7 protein-coding genes and 1 riboswitch are annotated in these 19,544 nt (G+C 43.9%); all 7 genes read left to right on the plus strand.

The window, feature by feature from the left end; all coding sequences use genetic code 11:
* Window positions 1-319: 319 nt before the first annotated feature.
* The 7 genes from MHB38_RS01945 to MHB38_RS01975 all read left to right on the plus strand — a co-directional run bounded on the left by MHB38_RS01945 (window position 320) and on the right by MHB38_RS01975 (window position 19,532).
* Window positions 320-2,389 (plus strand): hydantoinase/oxoprolinase family protein, encoded by a 2,070-nt coding sequence (locus MHB38_RS01945; protein ID WP_050826929.1) that lies wholly within the window; start codon window positions 320-322, stop codon window positions 2,387-2,389.
* Window positions 2,379-4,364: a hydantoinase B/oxoprolinase family protein gene (locus tag MHB38_RS01950; RefSeq protein ID WP_035390499.1), complete on the plus strand. Its 1,986-nt coding sequence runs from the start codon at window positions 2,379-2,381 to the stop codon at window positions 4,362-4,364. The genes MHB38_RS01945 and MHB38_RS01950 overlap by 11 nt, the downstream gene beginning before the upstream one ends.
* On the plus strand, window positions 4,361-5,446 hold the full coding sequence (locus MHB38_RS01955) for an ABC transporter substrate-binding protein (protein ID WP_008347834.1): 1,086 nt from the start codon (window positions 4,361-4,363) through the stop codon (window positions 5,444-5,446). Before MHB38_RS01950 ends, MHB38_RS01955 begins: the two co-directional genes overlap by 4 nt.
* Window positions 5,447-5,454: 8 nt before the next feature.
* Window positions 5,455-6,543 (plus strand): ABC transporter ATP-binding protein, encoded by a 1,089-nt coding sequence (locus MHB38_RS01960; protein WP_202733999.1) that lies wholly within the window; start codon window positions 5,455-5,457, stop codon window positions 6,541-6,543.
* Window positions 6,543-7,412 (plus strand): ABC transporter permease, encoded by an 870-nt coding sequence (locus MHB38_RS01965; protein ID WP_008347830.1) that lies wholly within the window; start codon window positions 6,543-6,545, stop codon window positions 7,410-7,412. The genes MHB38_RS01960 and MHB38_RS01965 overlap by 1 nt, the downstream gene beginning before the upstream one ends.
* Window positions 7,405-8,208 (plus strand): ABC transporter permease, encoded by an 804-nt coding sequence (locus MHB38_RS01970; protein ID WP_008347828.1) that lies wholly within the window; start codon window positions 7,405-7,407, stop codon window positions 8,206-8,208. The genes MHB38_RS01965 and MHB38_RS01970 overlap by 8 nt, the downstream gene beginning before the upstream one ends.
* Before the next feature lie 368 nt (window positions 8,209-8,576).
* Window positions 8,577-8,669, plus strand: a riboswitch (cyclic di-GMP riboswitch).
* Window positions 8,670-8,816: 147 nt separating this feature from the next.
* Window positions 8,817-19,532 (plus strand): non-ribosomal peptide synthetase, encoded by a 10,716-nt coding sequence (locus MHB38_RS01975; protein WP_341002192.1) that lies wholly within the window; start codon window positions 8,817-8,819, stop codon window positions 19,530-19,532.
* The last annotated feature ends 12 nt before the right edge of the window (window positions 19,533-19,544 follow it).

Raw genomic sequence — 19,544 nt, forward strand, 5'->3', positions numbered from 1 at the left:
CAGAATTACTTACCAATTTCTCCTCGTTTTGAAAAAACGTCTTTTAAAGTTCGAAAAACGTTTTTTACCTGTTTATGCTCTTTTCCTATTTGAACAAAAATCACAAAAATTTTAATTTTGCTGCTCATATTACAATTCTGCTTATGTAAAATGGCTTTATCACAGGTTTTTAGGCTAATTTCAAGATTTTAACACACAGAAATTTCAAAAAAATAAAATTGACTAGACCGATATGCTTTAATAATATGGAGTCAAATATCAAAAAATGTCGTAATTTATCAAAATATGATTCCATTTACATTGCAGGAGGGAAGTACAAATGGCGGATGTCTCTTATCGGCTCGGAATAGACATAGGTGGAACATTTACTGATTTATCGCTGATGAATGAAGCAACAGGGGAGCTAACTGAACTCAAGACACCTACAGTGACAGATGACCCAGCTCAAGGAATAATCAATGGGCTAAAACTTCTAAAAGAAAGAGGTGTCGATTTATCCAAAATCCAATATCTCGTACACGGCATGACAATCGGTCTTAATACATTATTGCAGAGAAAGGGAGCAGATTTAGCCCTTTTTGTAACGGAAGGTTTTCAAGACATTTTGTCATTACAGCGTTTACGTCTACCCATTCCTTATGACTTCAATTCTCAATTGCCAGAACCATTGATACCACGAAAACATGTATATCCAATCTCTGAAAGGCTCATACACGATGGTTCGATCAAAAAACCTCTCCAACTGCAGCAATTAGATGATGCTGTCCAGCAGGTCATGTCTAAAAAACTAGCAGGCATTGTCATTTCTTTTTTACATAGTTATCAGAATCCAGTTCATGAATTACAAGCTAAAGCCTATATTCATCACCATTACCCACAATTAGAAGTCCTGACGTCTTCTGAATTATGGCCACAAATGAGGGAATATGAGCGGACAGTGATGTCTGTTGTCAATTTGTACATTCAACCAAAGGTCAAACAATATTTACAAACATTGAAAAGCCGCTTGAAAGAAGAAGGTGTACCAATTTCTCCATACATTACCCAATCAAATGGTGGTTTAATGGATGCAGAAAGTGCAGCCACTTCACCCGTTAAAACACTTTTTTCTGGCCCGGCAGCTGGTGTAATTGGTGCGGCGAGAATTGCAACTTCTGCAAATGAACCCAATTTAATTACGTTTGATGTTGGTGGCACAAGTGCAGATATCTCGATCATTCAAAATGGGCAGCCTACAATGGCTCAATCAAATCAGCTTTCAGGATTTCCGATCATTCTTCCATCTGTTGCAATGTATTCGATAGGGGCTGGCGGAGGTTCTGTTGCATGGCTTGATCAAGGCGGGCTTCTTAAAGCAGGACCGGAATCAGTTGGCTCGCAGCCTGGACCTGCTTCGTATGGAAGGGGAAAAAAAGCTGCTTTAACCGATGCATTTCTCATATGCGGTTACCTCAATCAAGAACGGTTTGCCGGAGGACATTTACAATTGCAGCGGTCTGCAGCGGAAATAGCCTTTCAGCCAATTGCTGATCAGCTTCATAAAACGGTCGAACAGGCGGCTGACCAGTTGATTCAAGTGGCTGTTGCCAATATGTACACAGAACTAAGCAATGTCATGGAGCAGCAAGGGTTTGATCCTAGAGATTTTAGTTTGCTAGCATTTGGCGGGGCAGGACCTGTTGTCGCGAATTTCCTTGCGAGAGAAATTCATGCGAAAAATGTGGTCGTCCCTCCAAGTCCAGGAACATTATGTGCGCTAGGTGCACTTACAGCCGATTTTATCCATGATGCTGTGTTGTCTAAGAAAATCTGCTTACAAGACTATACGATGGACGAATTAAAACAAGATTATGAAATGCTTTCACGCAAAGCAACGGATTGGTTCAGCCAGCAAAACATTCAACATATCAAACAAACGTCCATTTTGTTATTAGCAGATGCCCGCTATCAAGGGCAGGCATTTGAGATTGAATTGCCATTATCGGTGGATTGGCTAAAGCAGGAACAAGACGTCTATCACCTGATTGAAGCTTTCCACAACCTGCATGAGCGTCAATATGGCCATAGAGATGATCAGGCGAACATTGAATTTACTCATTTGCGAGTTCGGGTTATAGGTGAAACACCTCCACTGCCTTTCTCTCCTGTTGATGAAAGCAGCGGACAGCCTTTAATACCACAATCATACAGACGAATCTTTATAGAAGAAAAAGAGTACGAAGCATCTGTTTACAATCGGAGTAATTTGTCATTAGGTGCTGTTGTGAAAGGACCTGCCATCATTGAGCAAGATGATACGACAACATTGATTTTGCCAAAATGGGCAGGCAGCATAGACCATTCAGGAAACTTGGTGATTTCAAGGGAGGCGGCTTTACATGGGAACTGATCCAGCAAAGCTTGAGATGATGAGGAGTTATTTTAATGCGATTGCATCAGGCATGGGACATGTCATTGAGCGGACATCCTTTACAACATTCGTAAAAGAATCGGCGGATTTTGCTACAGCATTAGCCACGCCTTCTGGAGATTTCTTTGTTTACCCAAAAACAGTCGGTGTCACGATCTTTTTAGGGCTGAGTCTCAAAAAAGCGATTGAAGAAAGCGGACCGATGCAGCCGGGTGACATTATCATCACAAATGATCCTTATACGACAAACGGTTTAGCGACTCATTTGCCAGATGTCCATATCATCAAACCCATTTTTATAGAAGATGAAATTGTCAGCTATGCCTGGTCTTTTGTTCATGTAAGTGATGTGGGAGGTCTTGTCCCTTCAAGCATTTCTCCAACTGCAACAGATGTTCATCAGGAAGGATTAAGAATTCCACCAGTGAAAATCTATGAAGGTGGAAAAGAGAATCAGGTTGTTCGTACCTTTTTAAGAGCTAATAGCCGGGCGAGTCATTTAAATGATGGCGATATTAATGCGATGATTGCCGCTGTTAATACAGCAGAAATCAGACTAAAAGAAATGATCGAGAAATTCGGAAAAAACGAAGTGAAGCAAGGAATGATTGATCTGCTGAAGCAAGCAGAGGATCGCGCAGGAAAAGTCATTGAAGCCATCCCTGATGGAACGAGTGAATTCGCTGATTACTTGGATGATGATATGATTTCGGACGTGCCGATCCGATTAAAGATCAAGCTGACGGTCAAAGGGAAACAGCTGACACTGGACTTCTCTGAGTGTGACCCGCAAGTTAAGACAGCTTTTAATCTTGTCACCAATGGTCAAAAGCACTCCTTTTTATATCAAGGGTTGATCAATTACATTATTAGTAAAGATCCTTTTATTCCGATTAATGGTGGGATTACGTATCCGATAGACGTGATTTCACCTAAAGGAACGCTTGTCCATCCAGAATATCCGGCTTCTGTCGGTATTCGGCATTCCATTACAATGAGACTGTATAATGTCGTGCTAGGTGCTATTGGTAAGCTGTTGCCTGAAGCAGTGCCGGCGGCAGGTGCAGGTCAATCCGCTATCGTCGTTCTCTCTGTTCCTGATGATCAAACAGGAGGCAGAAAAATGTCTGTGGTCGAACCGTTAGGCGGAGGCGGCGGTGCTCAAAAAGGGACTGATGGAGTCGATGGAATTGATCATTCGTCAGGATTTTTAAAAAATACACCCATTGAGAGCTTGGAACAGCATATTGATATTCATGTACACCGATATGAACTGCTACCGAACACAGGTGGAGCAGGGGAACATAGAGGGGGACATGCGATTGGTTTAGAATTTGAAATGATCAAGCCAGAATCGATGGTGACGGCACGAGGAATGGAACGAATGAAGTTTCAACCTTGGGGGTTAATGGGCGGACGTGCAGGAGCAATTGGTGAGGTGAAATTGACCAAACCAAATGGGGAGACACAAAACCAGCCGAAAATTGATGTCATGCGTCTTGAAAAAGGCGATATTGTTCAATTGGTTTCACCAAGTGGAGGAGGATGGGGGAATCCATTTGCTAGAACGAAAGAAAAAGTCCTTCATGAAGTGGAAGCAGGGCTATTAAGTGAAGAAAGAGCACTTCAGCAATATGGCGTCAAAGTCTATCGAGATCATAATGAATGGAAAATTGATGACGAACAGACGAGCAGGCTTCGTGAAAAGATGAATGATGCTGATGCTGTCGCTTGGGATTTTGGAAAACAAAGAGCAGCTTATGAGAAAGTGTGGACAGACGAAGCCAGCAGTGAGCTTGCTGTGCAGCTTCGTTCATACCCAGCAAATGAGCGTACGCACTATAAACATGCGGTTCATTCTCATTTTAGTCATAGACAAGAACCGTTAACAAAGATGGATATTATTCAAGCACTTCATCAGTTGAATCAACAAAAAGGGGGAAACGAATTATGAAAAGAAGATTAATGACCATATTTGCAGGTGTCCTATCCATCATGATACTGCTGTCTGCATGCGGTGGAAATGGGCAGGACCAAAGTAAACAGCAGCAGACTGTGATCGTTGGTGTCTACGGAGGGGATTGGGAAAAGAATATTAAGCCAATCCTCGAAAAGTTTGAAAAGGATACAGGCATTAAAGTACAAACGGTCTCTGGGGCAGATTCTGAATGGTTTACAAAATTAAAAGCATCTAATGGTAAAAATCCACCGTATGATTTGCTTATTTTACAGCCTGATACGATTCAAAGAGGTATTGCGGCAAACGTTCTTGCGCCTATTGATGAAGATCAAGCACCGAATGTGAAAAAGCTTTATCGTTCTGTTCAAAAGAAACTCACTGTTGATGGAAAACAATATGCAGCAGGCTTTAGTATGGGACAGCTTGGAATTGCTTATAGAAAAGATCTTGTCAAACAGGAGCCAAACAGCTGGACAGATTTATGGAGCGATCAGCTGAAAGGGAAAGTGGCGATTTCTTCCCCAACTTATTCAGCGGGCTTACAATTTTTCTCTGCACTTGTCCATGCTCAAGGAGGGACAGAATCAAATCCTAAGGATATTGATAAAGCATTTAAAAGCCTAGCACAATTAAAAGGGCGTGTAGCTGCTTTTCCTGATAACCCAGGGTCTATTCAAACGCTGTTAGAACGTGGTGACGTGACGGCAGTTCCATATTGGGATGGCCGAGCATTTGCACTTGAAGAAGAAGGGATGGATATTGGATTCTCATATCCGAAAGAAGGCGCTGTGGCAGCAGTTGCGAGCTGGGCGTTAACAAAGGGAAGTCAGCATGAGGAAGCGGCTTATAAGCTATTAAACTACCTTAGCGGGAAAGAAGCTCAAGAAGCCTTCTCAGAAAAATCTTACTATGGCATGTCGAATTCTGATGTGAAATACGGAGACAAAATTAAGGGGAAAGTGAAGGTTGGCGAAAATTATTATAGCAAGCTGACTTGGGTAGATTACGAAACAGCGACCTCGGAGCTCGGTCAATGGACAAATCGATGGAATGAAGTATTAGGCGGAGGAAAATAGGTGATCGCATGAGTGGAATCAATTTAGAACATATCAGCCAGCATTTTGGCGAGCAGATTGCTCTTGATGATGTCAGTCTTACGGTAAAAGAGGGAGAGTTTTTCTCCCTTCTTGGCCCTAGTGGCTGCGGAAAATCAACTTTACTCAATATCATTGGCGGTTTTTTAGAACCGACAAAAGGAGTCGTCTATATTGGTGATCATGATGTGACGACTTTACCTCCTTATCAAAGGAAAACGGGGATGGTCTTTCAAAGCTATGCACTTTTCCCACATCTCACCGTATTTGATAATGTTGCATATGGGTTGAAGGTTCAAAAGAAAAAGAAGGCGGAAATCAAGCAAAAGGTGATGGAGAGTTTGTCTCTTGTTCAATTAGAGTCATTTGCCAAACGTATGCCGCACCAATTAAGTGGTGGTCAGCAGCAACGGGTCGCAATTGCACGTGCACTTGCTATCCAGCCTGCCGTTCTCCTTCTGGATGAACCACTTAGTAACCTAGATGCAAAGCTAAGAAAAAATATGCAGACGGAGCTGCGAAATATTCAACGGAATGTCGGAATTACGACTATTCTTGTGACGCATGATCAGGAGGAAGCCTTAAGTCTTTCCGACCGAATTGGGATATTAGGTGAGGGGAAAATTCAGCAGATTGGGACACCTTTAGAAGTATATCGTCAGCCAAATAATCGTTTTGTTGCTGAATTTATCGGACAGGTCAATCTATTTGAAGCGAAGTATGATGAAGTTACTTCCACATACACTGTTCCACATTTCATTCAATCAAACGGGAAGCAAGTTCAGCTAAAAGCCGCATTTAAAGAGAAGAGCGAGAAGCATTTACTCATGCTGCGTCCTGAGAGAATCAAGTTATCTTCTGGCGGGGAGGAAGTTCAGCCAAATCATGTCACAGGCGTGTTGGCAGATGTCAGTTATATTGGGCACTCTTTACGTTTGGTCGTTGGGCTTAATCAAGGTGAAATCATTGTCCATGCATCAGACGCAGCGTTTCCCGAGCTGCCTCAAGTTGGAGAAACTGTGCATATTCATTGGCAACCTGAAGATATTGTGTTCTTAGATTCGAAGGTGCATACGTGATGAGAATCAAAAAAAAGAATCAGCGCTTTCATTGGTTTATGCTGCTGCCAGCTTGTTTGTTTCTAGTTGTATTCCTTCTTGCTCCGCTTGTGATGATGTTTGTCCTCAGTTTTCGTGATGTGGATTCGATGATGAATACGTTACAATCCTATAGTTTGTCTCAATATTTACATGTATTTACGACAGATGCATATGTGAAAGCAATTGGAAGTACTGTGTGGGTGGCCTTACAGACAACGGTGATTTGTTTATTGATGGCATATCCAGCAGCTTATGTGCTAGTGAAAGCACCTCACCCAAGATTGCGGGCTTTTTTCTATATCTTACTTGTATCGCCGCTTTTGACGAGTGTCGTCATTCGGACATTTGCATGGATCGTTCTTCTTTCGCAAAATGGCTTGATCAATGGCATGCTGATCGATTTACATCTGATTGAGAAACCGTTATCGATGCTGTGGAATATGAATGCGGTCATTATTGCTTATGTTCAAGTGATGCTGCCTTTTGCAGTGCTGCCTATTGCAACGAGCTTAACTGATATGGACCGTCACTTAAGACCGGCTTCTATGAGTCTTGGTGCTGGTCGTATTCGGACATTTTTTCATGTGACCTTGCCGCTTACGATTCCAGGCATGATCACCGGAGCAATTATTGTCTTCTCACTTGCAGCAGGAAGTTATATTACTCCTCTATTAGTCGGCGGACGGATGCAGCCGCTCTTGCCACTGTCCATTTATCAGCAGGTCATGCAGGTGTATAATTTGCCTCTTGCCGCTGCGATGTCCTTTACTTTATTGATTTGTGTGCTAGCGGTCGTCAGTCTATTAAGCTATCTATTGAAGCGTTGGGAGGCGAGGATGCATGCGTAAAAAATCAATAAGTGACCGTTTGCTTTCGGTTCTGATATGGACCGCAGGCTCACTCGTTTATCTCTTTTTAACCGTACCTGTTCTTGTCATTGTTCTTTCTGCTTTTAGTCCGAATGCTTTTCCTGAATTCCCGCCGACTTCGTTTTCCGTTCGCTGGTTTCATGAGGTCGTGTCGAATCCAGAATGGATGGAATCTTTGCGTATCAGCGTGATTCTGTTATTGATTGTGACGCCGCTTACTGTTCTTTTAGGAACGATGGCTTCTTATGCTTTAGCAAGGCTTTCCTTTAAGGGAAAGGAAGCTGTTCAAGCCTTTATTTTGTCACCTCTTATGATTCCTCAGGTGGTATTAGGGATTGCGATGCTGTATTTGTTTACGGCTATGGGCTTTACAGGGTCTTTGTGGGCATTAGTCATTGGGCATGTCATCATTGGTTTTCCTTATGTGGTACGAACCGTGGGTGTCAGTGTTTCAAATCTTGATCCACGTCTTGAGCTAGCTTCCATGAATCTTGGTGCAGGGCCCATACGTACTTTCTTTCGTGTGACACTGCCCTTGATCAAGCCTGGCATTATCGCAGGTGGGGTGTTTTCTGCTGTGACATCATTTGGTGAAATCTCGATTAGTTTGTTCGTTTCTTCACCTCAAACCATTACGATTCCCGTGAGGACGTTTAATTACATTGAGCAAACTTTTGATCCGAGTGTCAATGCGATATCTGTCATATTTATTATCATTTCTATCATTGCGTTGCTCATTATTGAGAAAACGATTGGTCTGTCTAAGGTGATGTAAATATAATGAAGAAACAAGGAGCTGTCATTTGAAATGACAGCTCTTTTTGTATTGTTTTTTATGGTAAAAATATTCAAAGTTTTATGGAATGTAGTTCTTAAGGTTTAAGAAAATGCGAGGCGTGATAGGAGACCTCTCTCCTACATTTTCGGTCATATTTGAAAAATTTAAGGAAAAACATGAAATTTTTGCGGTAATTGGTCATTTATTTTCGGTGGAACGCAACTATTATTAGTTATTTTCGGTAAATATCGTAAATTATGATGTGATCCCTTCGGCATAACGCATGAATCTTTACACCCATTTTTCGGTGAAAAAAACAATAATTTCATATAAAGTGGACGTAAATAGAAAATATCTAAAAGAAAAGAAGAAAAAGGCAAATCTATGGAAACATAGAGACGCAAAGCCATGTCCTAAGGTAAAAGTTGCTTTTTTACTATGGTCGGCAGGTTACCGAATCAAAATGGGAGTCCCTCCGTTTTATTCGGGGTGGGCTCCTTTTTTGTTATTCCGTCTATTTTAATGAAATAGACTTGGTTCTTTTGATATAGAGGGTGCAGGGTATCACAGTTGGTGGAGAAAACATAGAAGAGCGGAGGATGAGAATGAGTACAGTTTATTACCCCTTAACACATGCGCAAAAGCGAGTATTCTACACGGAAAGATTTTATCCAGGCACAAGTATTTCTAATTTGGGTGGGTTTGCCAAGTTAAGATCGGTATCAGGTCTAAATCCTTCTTTGATCGTGGATGTGCTTCAAGCGTACATTCGTGAAACTGATTCTCTTCGTTTAAGGCTAGTGTATCAACATGAGCAGGAGGAGCCCGTTCAATATATCAAGCCATATGAAAAACAGCCGATTCGTTTGGTGAAAGGCTGGAGTGAAAAGGAAGTCAGGGCGTGGGCGAACGAGGAGATTCGTGAGCCGATGGAACTGATTGATCGTTCCTTAATTGAATTTACGGTCTTTCAAATCAGTGATCAAGAGTGCTGGCTGTTCTGTAAAGCACATCATATTGTGGCTGATGGTATTTCAATTATCTTGATGGGAAACCGAATCATTGATCTATACCATGACATGCTGCAGGGGACAGACATCTCCCCAATTGAAGACATTTCCTTCGTTGATCACATCATGAGTGAGCAAACGTATGAATCTTCTAAACGTTTTCAGAAAGACCAAGCTTTTTGGAACGAGCAATTTGCCAATATTCCAGATTTCGCTTCTTTAACACCGCATAAAGGTTACGAGATGAGCTTACATGCGGAGAGATTTTCAGGGGATATTTCTGATTCTTTAAAGGAGAAGCTTCGAGTTTTTTGTGAAGAAGAGAAAGTCAGTATGCTTTCTATGTTTATGTCCGCTGTCTATATTTACTTGCACCGATTTAGCGGCATGGAGGATGTGGTCCTTGGAACTTTTATGGGCAATCGGACAAATGCAAAGGAAAAAAAGATGATTGGGATGTTTGTGTCGACCATTCCGATGCGCGCATCTGTGCAAGGATCCCTCACATTTCTTGATTTCGTGAAGCAAGTCATGGCGGATCAGATGAAGATCTTGCGTCATCAAAAATATCCTTACAATGTGCTCATGAATGATTTAAGGGAAAGAGATGGATTTACAGGACGCCTGTTTGATATTTCTTTAGAGTATCAGGTCATGCAGTGGCAGAGAAAAGAGAATCTTTCGTTCATTACGGAGCCGATTTTTAGTGGAAGCGGGATGAATGATATATCGATTCATGTGAAGGACCGCTGGGATACAGATACATTGACCATTGATTTGGATTACCGTACAGATCTATTTAGTGAAGACGATATGAGTAAGCTGTTTGATCGATTGATCATTTTGCTGGAGGAGGCAGTCTCTCAGCCAGATCAGCTGATTGGGGCTCTCTCTTTACTGCCAGCAGATGAACAAAAGCAGTTGCTTCAATTATCTAAGGGAGAAGCATTTGATTTACCAGGAGCGAAATCAGTTCACCACTTATTTGATGAGGTAGCTAAAACGTATTCAGAACGGGCAGCTGTGGTAGCGGAAAATGGAACGTTCACTTATGGAGAGCTGTATCAAAAAGCGGACAAACTGGCACGATTTTTACAGATGAAAGGTGTCTCGCGTGATGTACCAGTTGCCGTTTTAATGGAACGGACGGCAGATGCGATGGCTGCCATTTTTGGGATATTAAAAGCTGGCGGTGCATATGTACCGATCGATCCGGCATTACCTGAGGAACGCATTCAATTTATTGTAGAAGATTCTGGTGCTTCTATCGTTTTAACAGAAGAATCGTTTGTTCAGCGATATTCATCCATTGCGGAAAAAATGATTGTCCAGCAGCATATGGAATTAGAAGATCGTCCGCTGCCTGAGCTGATCGATCAGACGACATCACAGGATTTGGCTTATCTCATTTATACATCGGGTACGACTGGAAAGCCGAAGGGAGTGATGATCGAGCATCTTCAGCTGCATCATTTGGTTCATGCCCTGCATCACGAAGTGTATGAGGGGGCAAATCAGCTTCAAGTGGCGCTTCTTGCACCGTTCCATTTCGATGCATCTGTTAAACAAATTTTTGCTGCTCTTTTATTTGGACATACGCTTCATATTGTGCCAAGAGAAACGACACGAAACGGTGTACAGCTAGCGGCTTATTACAAAGAACATCAAATTAAGGCAACAGATGGAACGCCAGCACATGTGCAGCTTTTACTTGCAGCTGATTTGGATGGGCTTGCACTGACTCATATGCTGATTGGGGGAGAAGCACTCCCTGCGAAAGCAGCGCAGGCGCTGATTGAAGCTGTGCGTGTCAGCCAGCCCGATTTTGCCTTGTGGAATGTGTATGGTCCGACAGAAACGTGTGTGGATGCGGCGGTTCACCGTCTAGATCTCAGTGAGCTGCAGAAGTCACCAGAACAGCGCTATGTGTCAATTGGAAAGCCACTGGGCCATCACCGGATTTATATTTTAAATGAACATGAACAACTACAGGTGCAGGGAGCTGTGGGAGAACTATGCATTGCGGGAATAGGAGTTGGACGGGGCTATGTGAATCAGCCTGAATTAACGGAGAAGGCATTCAGACCAGATCCATTTTTCCCTGAAGACCGGATGTATCGCACAGGTGATGTAGTGAGATGGCTTCCAGACGGCACAATTGATTACCTTGGAAGAATAGATGACCAAGTAAAAATAAGAGGTTACCGCATCGAAACAGGTGAAATTGAGGCGGTCATGGAGCAGGTAGACGGAGTCGATCAGGCTGTTGTCCTTGTCGTGGATGAACCGGACGGTGGAAAGGCTTTAAGTGCTTACTATCAAGCACGACAAGAATTTCTTTCCGTGGACACCCTGCAAGCCGCTATCAAACATCAGTTGCCAGCTTATATGATGCCGCTTTATTTCAAGCAGCTTGAGGCATTTCCACTGACAGTGAGTGGGAAAGTCGACCGGCGTGCGCTTGCTGTATTAAAAGGAGACAAGGCTGTCAGTGCTGTTTATGTAGCGCCTAGAAACGATGTAGAAACGAAGCTTGTTCGTTTGTGGGAAGACGTTCTTCATCAAGAGAACATAGGTGTGTACGACTCATTCTTTGACCTAGGCGGGCATTCACTCAAAGCGATGAAAGTTCTTACACTCGTTCAGCGGGCTTTTCAAGTGGAGGTCCCTTTATCTGTTTTATTTGAACAGCAAACGATTTCAGCACTTGCTGTTTATATTGAACAAGCGGAAAAGTCTTCACAAGTGGTCATACCGAAAGCACCGACTGCCGCCGATTATCCACTGTCACCAGCGCAGCAGCGTGTTTATATGGTGACTCAGCTGGAGCAGAGCATCGCCTATCATATGCCTGCCGTTGTGAAATTAAGAGGAACGCTGCAACGAGAGAAGTTGGAGGGAGCTTTTGAAAAACTGATCGCACGTCATGATATGCTGCGAACTTCTTTTCATACAGTCAAAGGAGTCCCTCGTCAGCGGGTAGCTTCATCCGTCCCATTTCAAATAGAACAGCTGACAGGCAGCACGATGGAAGAGAACATGCGTCAATTTGTCAGACCTTTTCATCTTGAGCAGGCTCCGCTTTTGCGTGTTGGGCTACAGTCTTTACATGATCAGGAGCATCTTCTCTATTTCGATATGCATCATCTGATTTCAGATGGTCTTTCAATTGATTTGATGCTGCGTGAGCTGTCTGACGCATATGAGGGATTAGTGAAAGCGCCATTGAAGCTTCAATATCAAGATTATGCTGTTTGGCAAGAACAACAGGCAGAGCAAGGCGATCAAATAGATGAAGCATTCTGGCTGAAAGAATTTTCAGGAGATATCCCTGCTTTGCAGCTTCTAACTGATTATCAGCGTCCGGCTGTCCAGTCTTTCACTGGAGACCGCGTTCTCAGAAACATAGATGAGACGTTAACAGGCCGTTTGCAGGAGCTTGCAGCGAATCATCATACGACGCTGTATACCGTGTTGCTTTCTGCTTACTATACATTGCTTGCGAAATACACAGGTCAAAAGGAGTTTGTTGTGGGGACACCGACAGCAGGACGGGTGCATGCAGATTTGAATGACATGATCGGCATGTTTGTCCAAACACTTGCTTTACGTTCAGAGGTAGATCCGAACGGTTCAATGACGCAGTTGATTGAGCAAGTAAAGGAAAAGACGATGAGGGCGTTTGAGCATCAGCAATATCCATTCGAGCGGCTGCTTGAAAAGCTAAATGTGCAAAGAGATTTTAGCCGCCATCCATTATTTGATACGGCCTTTACTCTAACGCCAGATCATTCAACAGCCCAGCATATTGGAGAGATGAAAGTCGAAGTTGAGGAAACCAATTTCCATATTGCAAAGTTTGATCTCACACTTCAAGCGATGGAGTCAAGTCATGGTCTTTCCTTCGTCCTCGATTATAGTACGGCGTTATTTAAACGAAGTACAGCCGAGCAGCTGCTCAAGCATTATGTTTATCTTCTGGAGCAGATGGTCGAAGTGCCGGAGCAAGCGATTCAATCATACCGCTTACTGTCTGAACAAGAGGCAGAGGCTCAATTGAAGATGTGGAACCCGTTACCTACGCCTTATCCTGTGGAAGAAACCATTGTGACGCAATTTGAATCGCAAGTAGAGCAGCACGGTCATCAGCCTGCTTTGCAATATAAAGACGTGGTTCTTTCTTATCAAGAGCTGAATCACAGAGCGAACCAGCTGGCTCATTATTTACGTGAACATGGTTTTGAAAAAGGGATGACAGCGGCTTTATTCTTTGAACGTTCCAATGAGATGGTGTTGTCGGTTTTAGCTGTGCTAAAGGCTGGCGGTGTCTATGTGCCAATCGATCCTGACTTCCCTGATGAGCGCATCAAGCACTTTTTGACAGATAGTGGTGCACAGTTTGTCCTGACCCATCAGGTGCTGCGTCATCGTTCTGTGCTTACTGCGTTTGAAGGGAAAATCATAGAAACAGAAGATCAAGCCGTTGATCAGCAGTCAGAGAGCAATCCAGTTGTATGTGTTTCGCCTTTGGACTTGGCGAATTTAACCTATACATCTGGTACGACAGGCAAACCTAAAGGGAACATGGTGACGCATCGGAACATTTTGAGAACAGTGAAGCAGTCGAATTATCTTACCATTCATCATGAAGACACGGTGATGAGCCTTTCAAACTATGTATTTGATGCATTTATGTTTGATGTGTTTGGCGCTTTATTGAACGGAGCGAAACTCATTGTTTTGCCAAAGGATCACATTTTAAATATGAATGAGCTTTCTGGCGCGATTGAGAAGGAAAAAGTCAGTATTTTAATGATCACGACCGCTCTATTTCACTTGCTGATTGATATGAAAAAAGGCAGCCTGAAAAACGTCAGAAAAGTGCTGTTTGGCGGGGAACGTGCTTCTGTGCCGCATGTTGTGGCAGCGCTTGAAACGGTTGGAGAAGACAAACTCATTCATATGTATGGACCTTCTGAAAGCACGATTTTCACAACGTATTATCCGGTGAATCACATTGAAGAACAAGCACTGTCAATTCCGATCGGAAAGCCGGTGAGTCAAACGGCTGTTTATATTGTCGATGAGTTTGGACATGTGCAGCCGCCGGGAGTAGCTGGAGAGCTTTGTGTCGCAGGTGACGGACTGGTCAAGGGGTATTATCGCCAGCCAGAATTAACGAGCGAAAAGTTTGTTGAAAATCCTTTCCGACCTGGTGAAGTCATGTACAAAACGGGCGATCTCGCACGATGGCTGTCAAATGGAGATATTGAATTCATTGGGCGAATAGATCATCAAGTCAAGATTCGAGGTCAGCGTATCGAGCTTGGCGAAATTGAACACCAGCTATTGCAGCATCCGCAAGTGAAGGAAGCTGTTGTCATTGCGATATCAAATGATACATTGTGTGCATATTTCACAGCAGAAGGTGCTGTTTCACTGTCGGATTTACGTGAGCAAGCAGGACGAGAACTCCCTGTTTATATGATGCCAGCTTTCTTCATGCAATTAGACGAGCTGCCACTAACGGGGAATGGCAAGGTAGACAGACGGGCATTACCGGTACCTGATGTAAGTGAGCAGGCGGCAAATGAATACGTCCCACCTCAATCAGATACAGAGCGTATATTGGCACATATTTGGCAGGAAGTTCTTGAAGTTCCGAAAATCGGCAGACATGATCATTTCTTTGAATGCGGAGGTCATTCACTGCGCGGCATGAAAATGTTGAACAGGCTCTATGAAGAGATGCATGTGGAATGTACGTTGAAAACATTATTTGAATCACCCACTTTAGAGGCGTTTGCCCATGCGGTGGATCAAACAGATCGAACTGAAATCAGACGAGTGGAAAAAGCGGAAGAAGCGGCTGTTTTTCCTGTGACATCTGCTCAGAAAAGATTATTTGTTCTGCAAAAAATGACAGATGCCGAGCAGAGCTATCATATGCCAGCTGCTTTAAAGCTTGAAGGTGTATTTGATGAAAAACGATTTAAAAAAGCCATTGACCAGCTTGTTCATCGCCATGAAGCATTCCGTACGAGTTTTGACTTCGTTCAGGGTGAACCTGTTCAACGAATTGAAACGAATGTTTCTGTGAACATTGAAAACATCGAAGGGGAAGGCCGAGACATTCAGCAATTAATGAATGATTTTATTCGTCCATTTGATGTAGAAAAAGCGCCGCTGCTCAGAGTGGGGCTTGTGTCTGAATCGGAGAGTGTTCATTATCTGTTGATTGATATGCACCACATCATTTCAGATGGTGCGTCTGTCGGTATTTTAATTGATGAGCTATCGATCTTGTATCGAGGAGACGAACTTGATGAATTGCCTATTCAATATAAGGATTATGCGGTCTGGTCAAACAGTGAAGAATCTCTTGTACAAAAAGAGGCTGAAGCGGCGTTTTGGTTGGAACAATTACAAGGAGAACTGCCTGTTTTGGCGTTGCCTGAGGATCTTCCGAGACCAAAGGTTCAGACGTTTGAAGGGGGCCGCGTCGAATTTTCTATAGACGGTGCGCTTAAATCGCAATTGGATGAGCTGGTTAGATCACTCAACAGTACAACGTATACAGTACTGCTTGCTTGCTACAGTACGCTTTTAAGCAAACTTTCGAGACAAGAAGACATCATGATCGGTTCTCCAGTGGTGGGCAGAACCCATCCTGATATTCAATCAGTCATCGGCATGTTTGTGAATACGCTGGCACTCAGAACAAAACCAGAAGGACACCAGACATTTTCTCAATTTGCGTCAACAGTTCATGAGCTTGTGTTAGCGGCAAATGAACATCAACTTTACCCATTTGAAGAATTGGTGGACCAAGTGCAAACGGTTCGCGACACAAGCCGCCATCCAATCTTTGATGTGGTGTTCTCGATGGAAAATGCAGATATTCGTGACCTGTCGATGGATGGACTTGATATCATTCCCCAGCCGTTCAATGAGAACATAGCGAAATTTGACTTAACCTTAACTGGAAACGAATCTGACGATCAAATCGAGCTTGTGTTTGATTATAATTCTTCTATCTTTGAACGGTCGTCGATTGAGAAGTGGAAGGAGTATTTCCTTTACTTGATCGAACAAATGGTGTCAGCACCAGATCAATTATTAGATCAGATGCAATTATTATCACCAGCGCAGCAGCAAAAACTGCTTGATGAATGGTCAGGCCCTATCCTAAATGTCCCGACAGATCAAACGGTTCATGCATTGATTGAGGCGAAGTCACAGGAAGTACCTCATCAAAAAGCCGCATCCTTCTGCGGCACAAGCTGGACGTATGAAGAACTGAACAACCGGGCGAATACAGTCGCCGCAAGACTCATTTCCAGCGGCACAAAACCGGGAGACCGCATCGGCATTCTCACGCGTCCATCGCTCGAGATGACAGCCGCTGTTCTCGGTGTGCTCAAGGCAGGTGCGGCATTCGTGCCAATTGATGCCGATTATCCAGCGCAGCGCATTGCCTACATGTTGGAAGATGGCAGGGCAGAGGTCCTTCTGATTCAGAAAGGGCTCACTGCACCACCTTCTTTCACAGGTCATACCCTCTCAATAGAAGAGGCGGTAGAAGGAGAAGCGCACGAGATTCAGGTTCCTATCAAACCAACGGATCTCGCCTATATGATTTACACATCTGGAACGACTGGACAGCCGAAGGGTGTCATGGTCGAGCACCAGTCCCTTGTCAATCTCGCCTACTGGCACAATGATGCCTTCCAGGTGACGAAACAAGACCGAACCGCCAAATATGCCGGCTTTGGCTTTGATGCCTCCATTTGGGAGATGTTCCCGACGTGGATGGCCGGCGCAGAGCTCCATATCATCGACGAAGCGATTCGCCTCGATATGATCAAGCTCAATTCGTATTTTAATCACGAAGGCATCACCATTGCATTCCTGCCAACACAGCTATGTGAGCAGTTTATGTCGATGGACAATCATTCTCTCCGTTACTTACTGACAGGCGGGGACAAGCTAAAACAGGTGAAGCCCGTTCCATACAAACTCGTCAATAACTACGGCCCAACAGAAAATACGGTCGTGGCGACAAGCGGGATCATTGATCCAGATCAAGGCACGCTTCCTATCGGAACAGCGATTGCCAATACTCGTTTTTACATTATGGGTTCGTTATATGACCTCTCGCCGCAAGGCGTACCGGGTGAGCTCGTGATTGCGGGGAAAGGACTGGCAAGAGGCTACTGGAATCTCCCAGAGGAAACGGACAAACGGTTTGTCCCAGATCCGTTTTATCCAGGAGAGCGTATGTACCGTACAGGCGACTTGGTGAAATGGACCGAGGATGGCGAGCTGATTTATCTCGGTAGAAAAGACCATCAAGTGAACATCCGCGGCTTCCGGATTGAGCTGTCAGAAATTGAAGCACAGCTCCTTACGCTAAATGAAGTGAAAGAAGCCGTCGTGACAACGGCCAAAGACGCAAGTGATCAAGACGCTCTTGTCGCTTACGTCATCACAGATAAAGAAACGGGCACTTTGGAAGAAAGCTTAAAGCGCACCTTGCCAGAATATATGGTGCCATCATGGATCATCGTGCTAGACCAACTGCCGATGACGGCAAATGGAAAAGTGGATCTCAAAGCACTGCCAGCACCTGATATGGAAGCGAATCAAACAGCATACGAAGCGCCAAGAGATGAAGTGGAGGCACTGCTTTGCGGCATTTGGGAAGATGTGCTTGGCGTCAGCCAAGTCGGTATTCACGATCATTTCTTCTTCCTTGGCGGAGATTCGATTAAAGGCATCCAAATGGCCAGCAGACTCACGCAAGAAGGCTGGAAGCTCGATATGAAACTACTTTTCCAATACCCAACGATTGCGGAGCTTCGCCCATATATCGAAGAAGCGGACCTTCTCACAGCCGATCAATCACCTGTGGAAGGAGAGGTCATTTTAACACCAATTCAGCGCTGGTTCTTTGAACGGAACTTCAGCAGCCAGCATCATTGGAATCAGTCCGTTATGCTCCATGCGGCAAATGGTTTGGATGAAGCGCTTGTCAAGCAAGTGCTCGAGCAGATGATGACCCATCATGATGCTTTGCGATTGGTTTATCCGATAGAAGAAGGACGCATCATCCAGCGTCATCGTGGAGTAGACGAAAACGATGTAGCGGTGGACGTGATAGAAGTACAAGGAGAACGATCACAGCAAATCGAGCACGTAGAAAAGCTGGCAAATGAAGTGCAGGCGAGTATTTCTTTAACAGAGGGACCGTTAGTCAAACCTGCGATTTTCCGTACGGATCATGGAGATCACTTATTGCTCGTTGTACATCACCTTGTCATTGATGGTGTGTCATGGCGTATTTTCCTTGAAGACTTCATGGCTCTTTATGAGCAGGCGAAGCGTGGGGAAGAGCTGACACTTCCTGAAAAAACACATTCATTCCAAGCATATGCCCAGAAGTTGACGGAATATGCAGTGTCAGATGAGCTGCTGGCAGAAAGGGACTATTGGAAAAAGGTACTTGGGCATTTAACTGCACCTCTGCAAAAGGATCATGTTACAGAGGATCAAAGAATGCTGCATACAAAAACCATTCGCTTTACGCTGTCTGAGGAAGAAACACGCAGTCTACTGACAGAAGTACATGAGGCGTACCATACGGAAATCAATGACATTTTGCTAACCGCTTTAGGATTGACCCTGAAAGAGTGGACAGGAGAAGACAGACACTTTATTCACCTTGAAGGACATGGAAGGGAAGACATCCTTCCGGCGGTCAATGTGTCGCGGACCATCGGCTGGTTTACGAGCATGTATCCTGTGCTACTTGATTTGTCGCATGCGGAGGATCTTTCGTATCAAATCAAGCTTTTGAAAGAAGAGCTCAGACACATTCCGAACAAGGGAATCGGCTATGGCGTTTTAAAATACTTAACGCCTGACAAAATGAAGGACGGTCTCGCATTTGATGTCACGCCAGATATCAGCTTTAACTATCTTGGTCAGTTTGATGAACAGATTGGCGGGGGTGAACTAAGTCGATCCACTTGGCAGGCAGGTCAATCATTAAGTCCAGAATCAGAGAAACCTCATGCATTAGATATTGTTGGTTTCGTAGAACAGGGCATGTTCCATATGACGATGTCATATCACCAGCTTGAATTCGAAGAGCAAACGATGGAACAGTTTAAGGACCTTTTAAAAAAGAACGTGAAGGCAATCATCTCACATTGTGTATCACAAGATGAAGCGCAAATTACACCTAGTGATGTAGGAGACGATGACCTGACCATGGATGAACTTGAAAAGCTAATGGATATATTTTAAGCAAACGAAGAG

Source organism: Bacillus sp. FSL K6-3176 (genome assembly GCF_038003325.1).
Taxonomy (GTDB): domain Bacteria; phylum Bacillota; class Bacilli; order Bacillales; family Bacillaceae; genus Bacillus; species Bacillus altitudinis.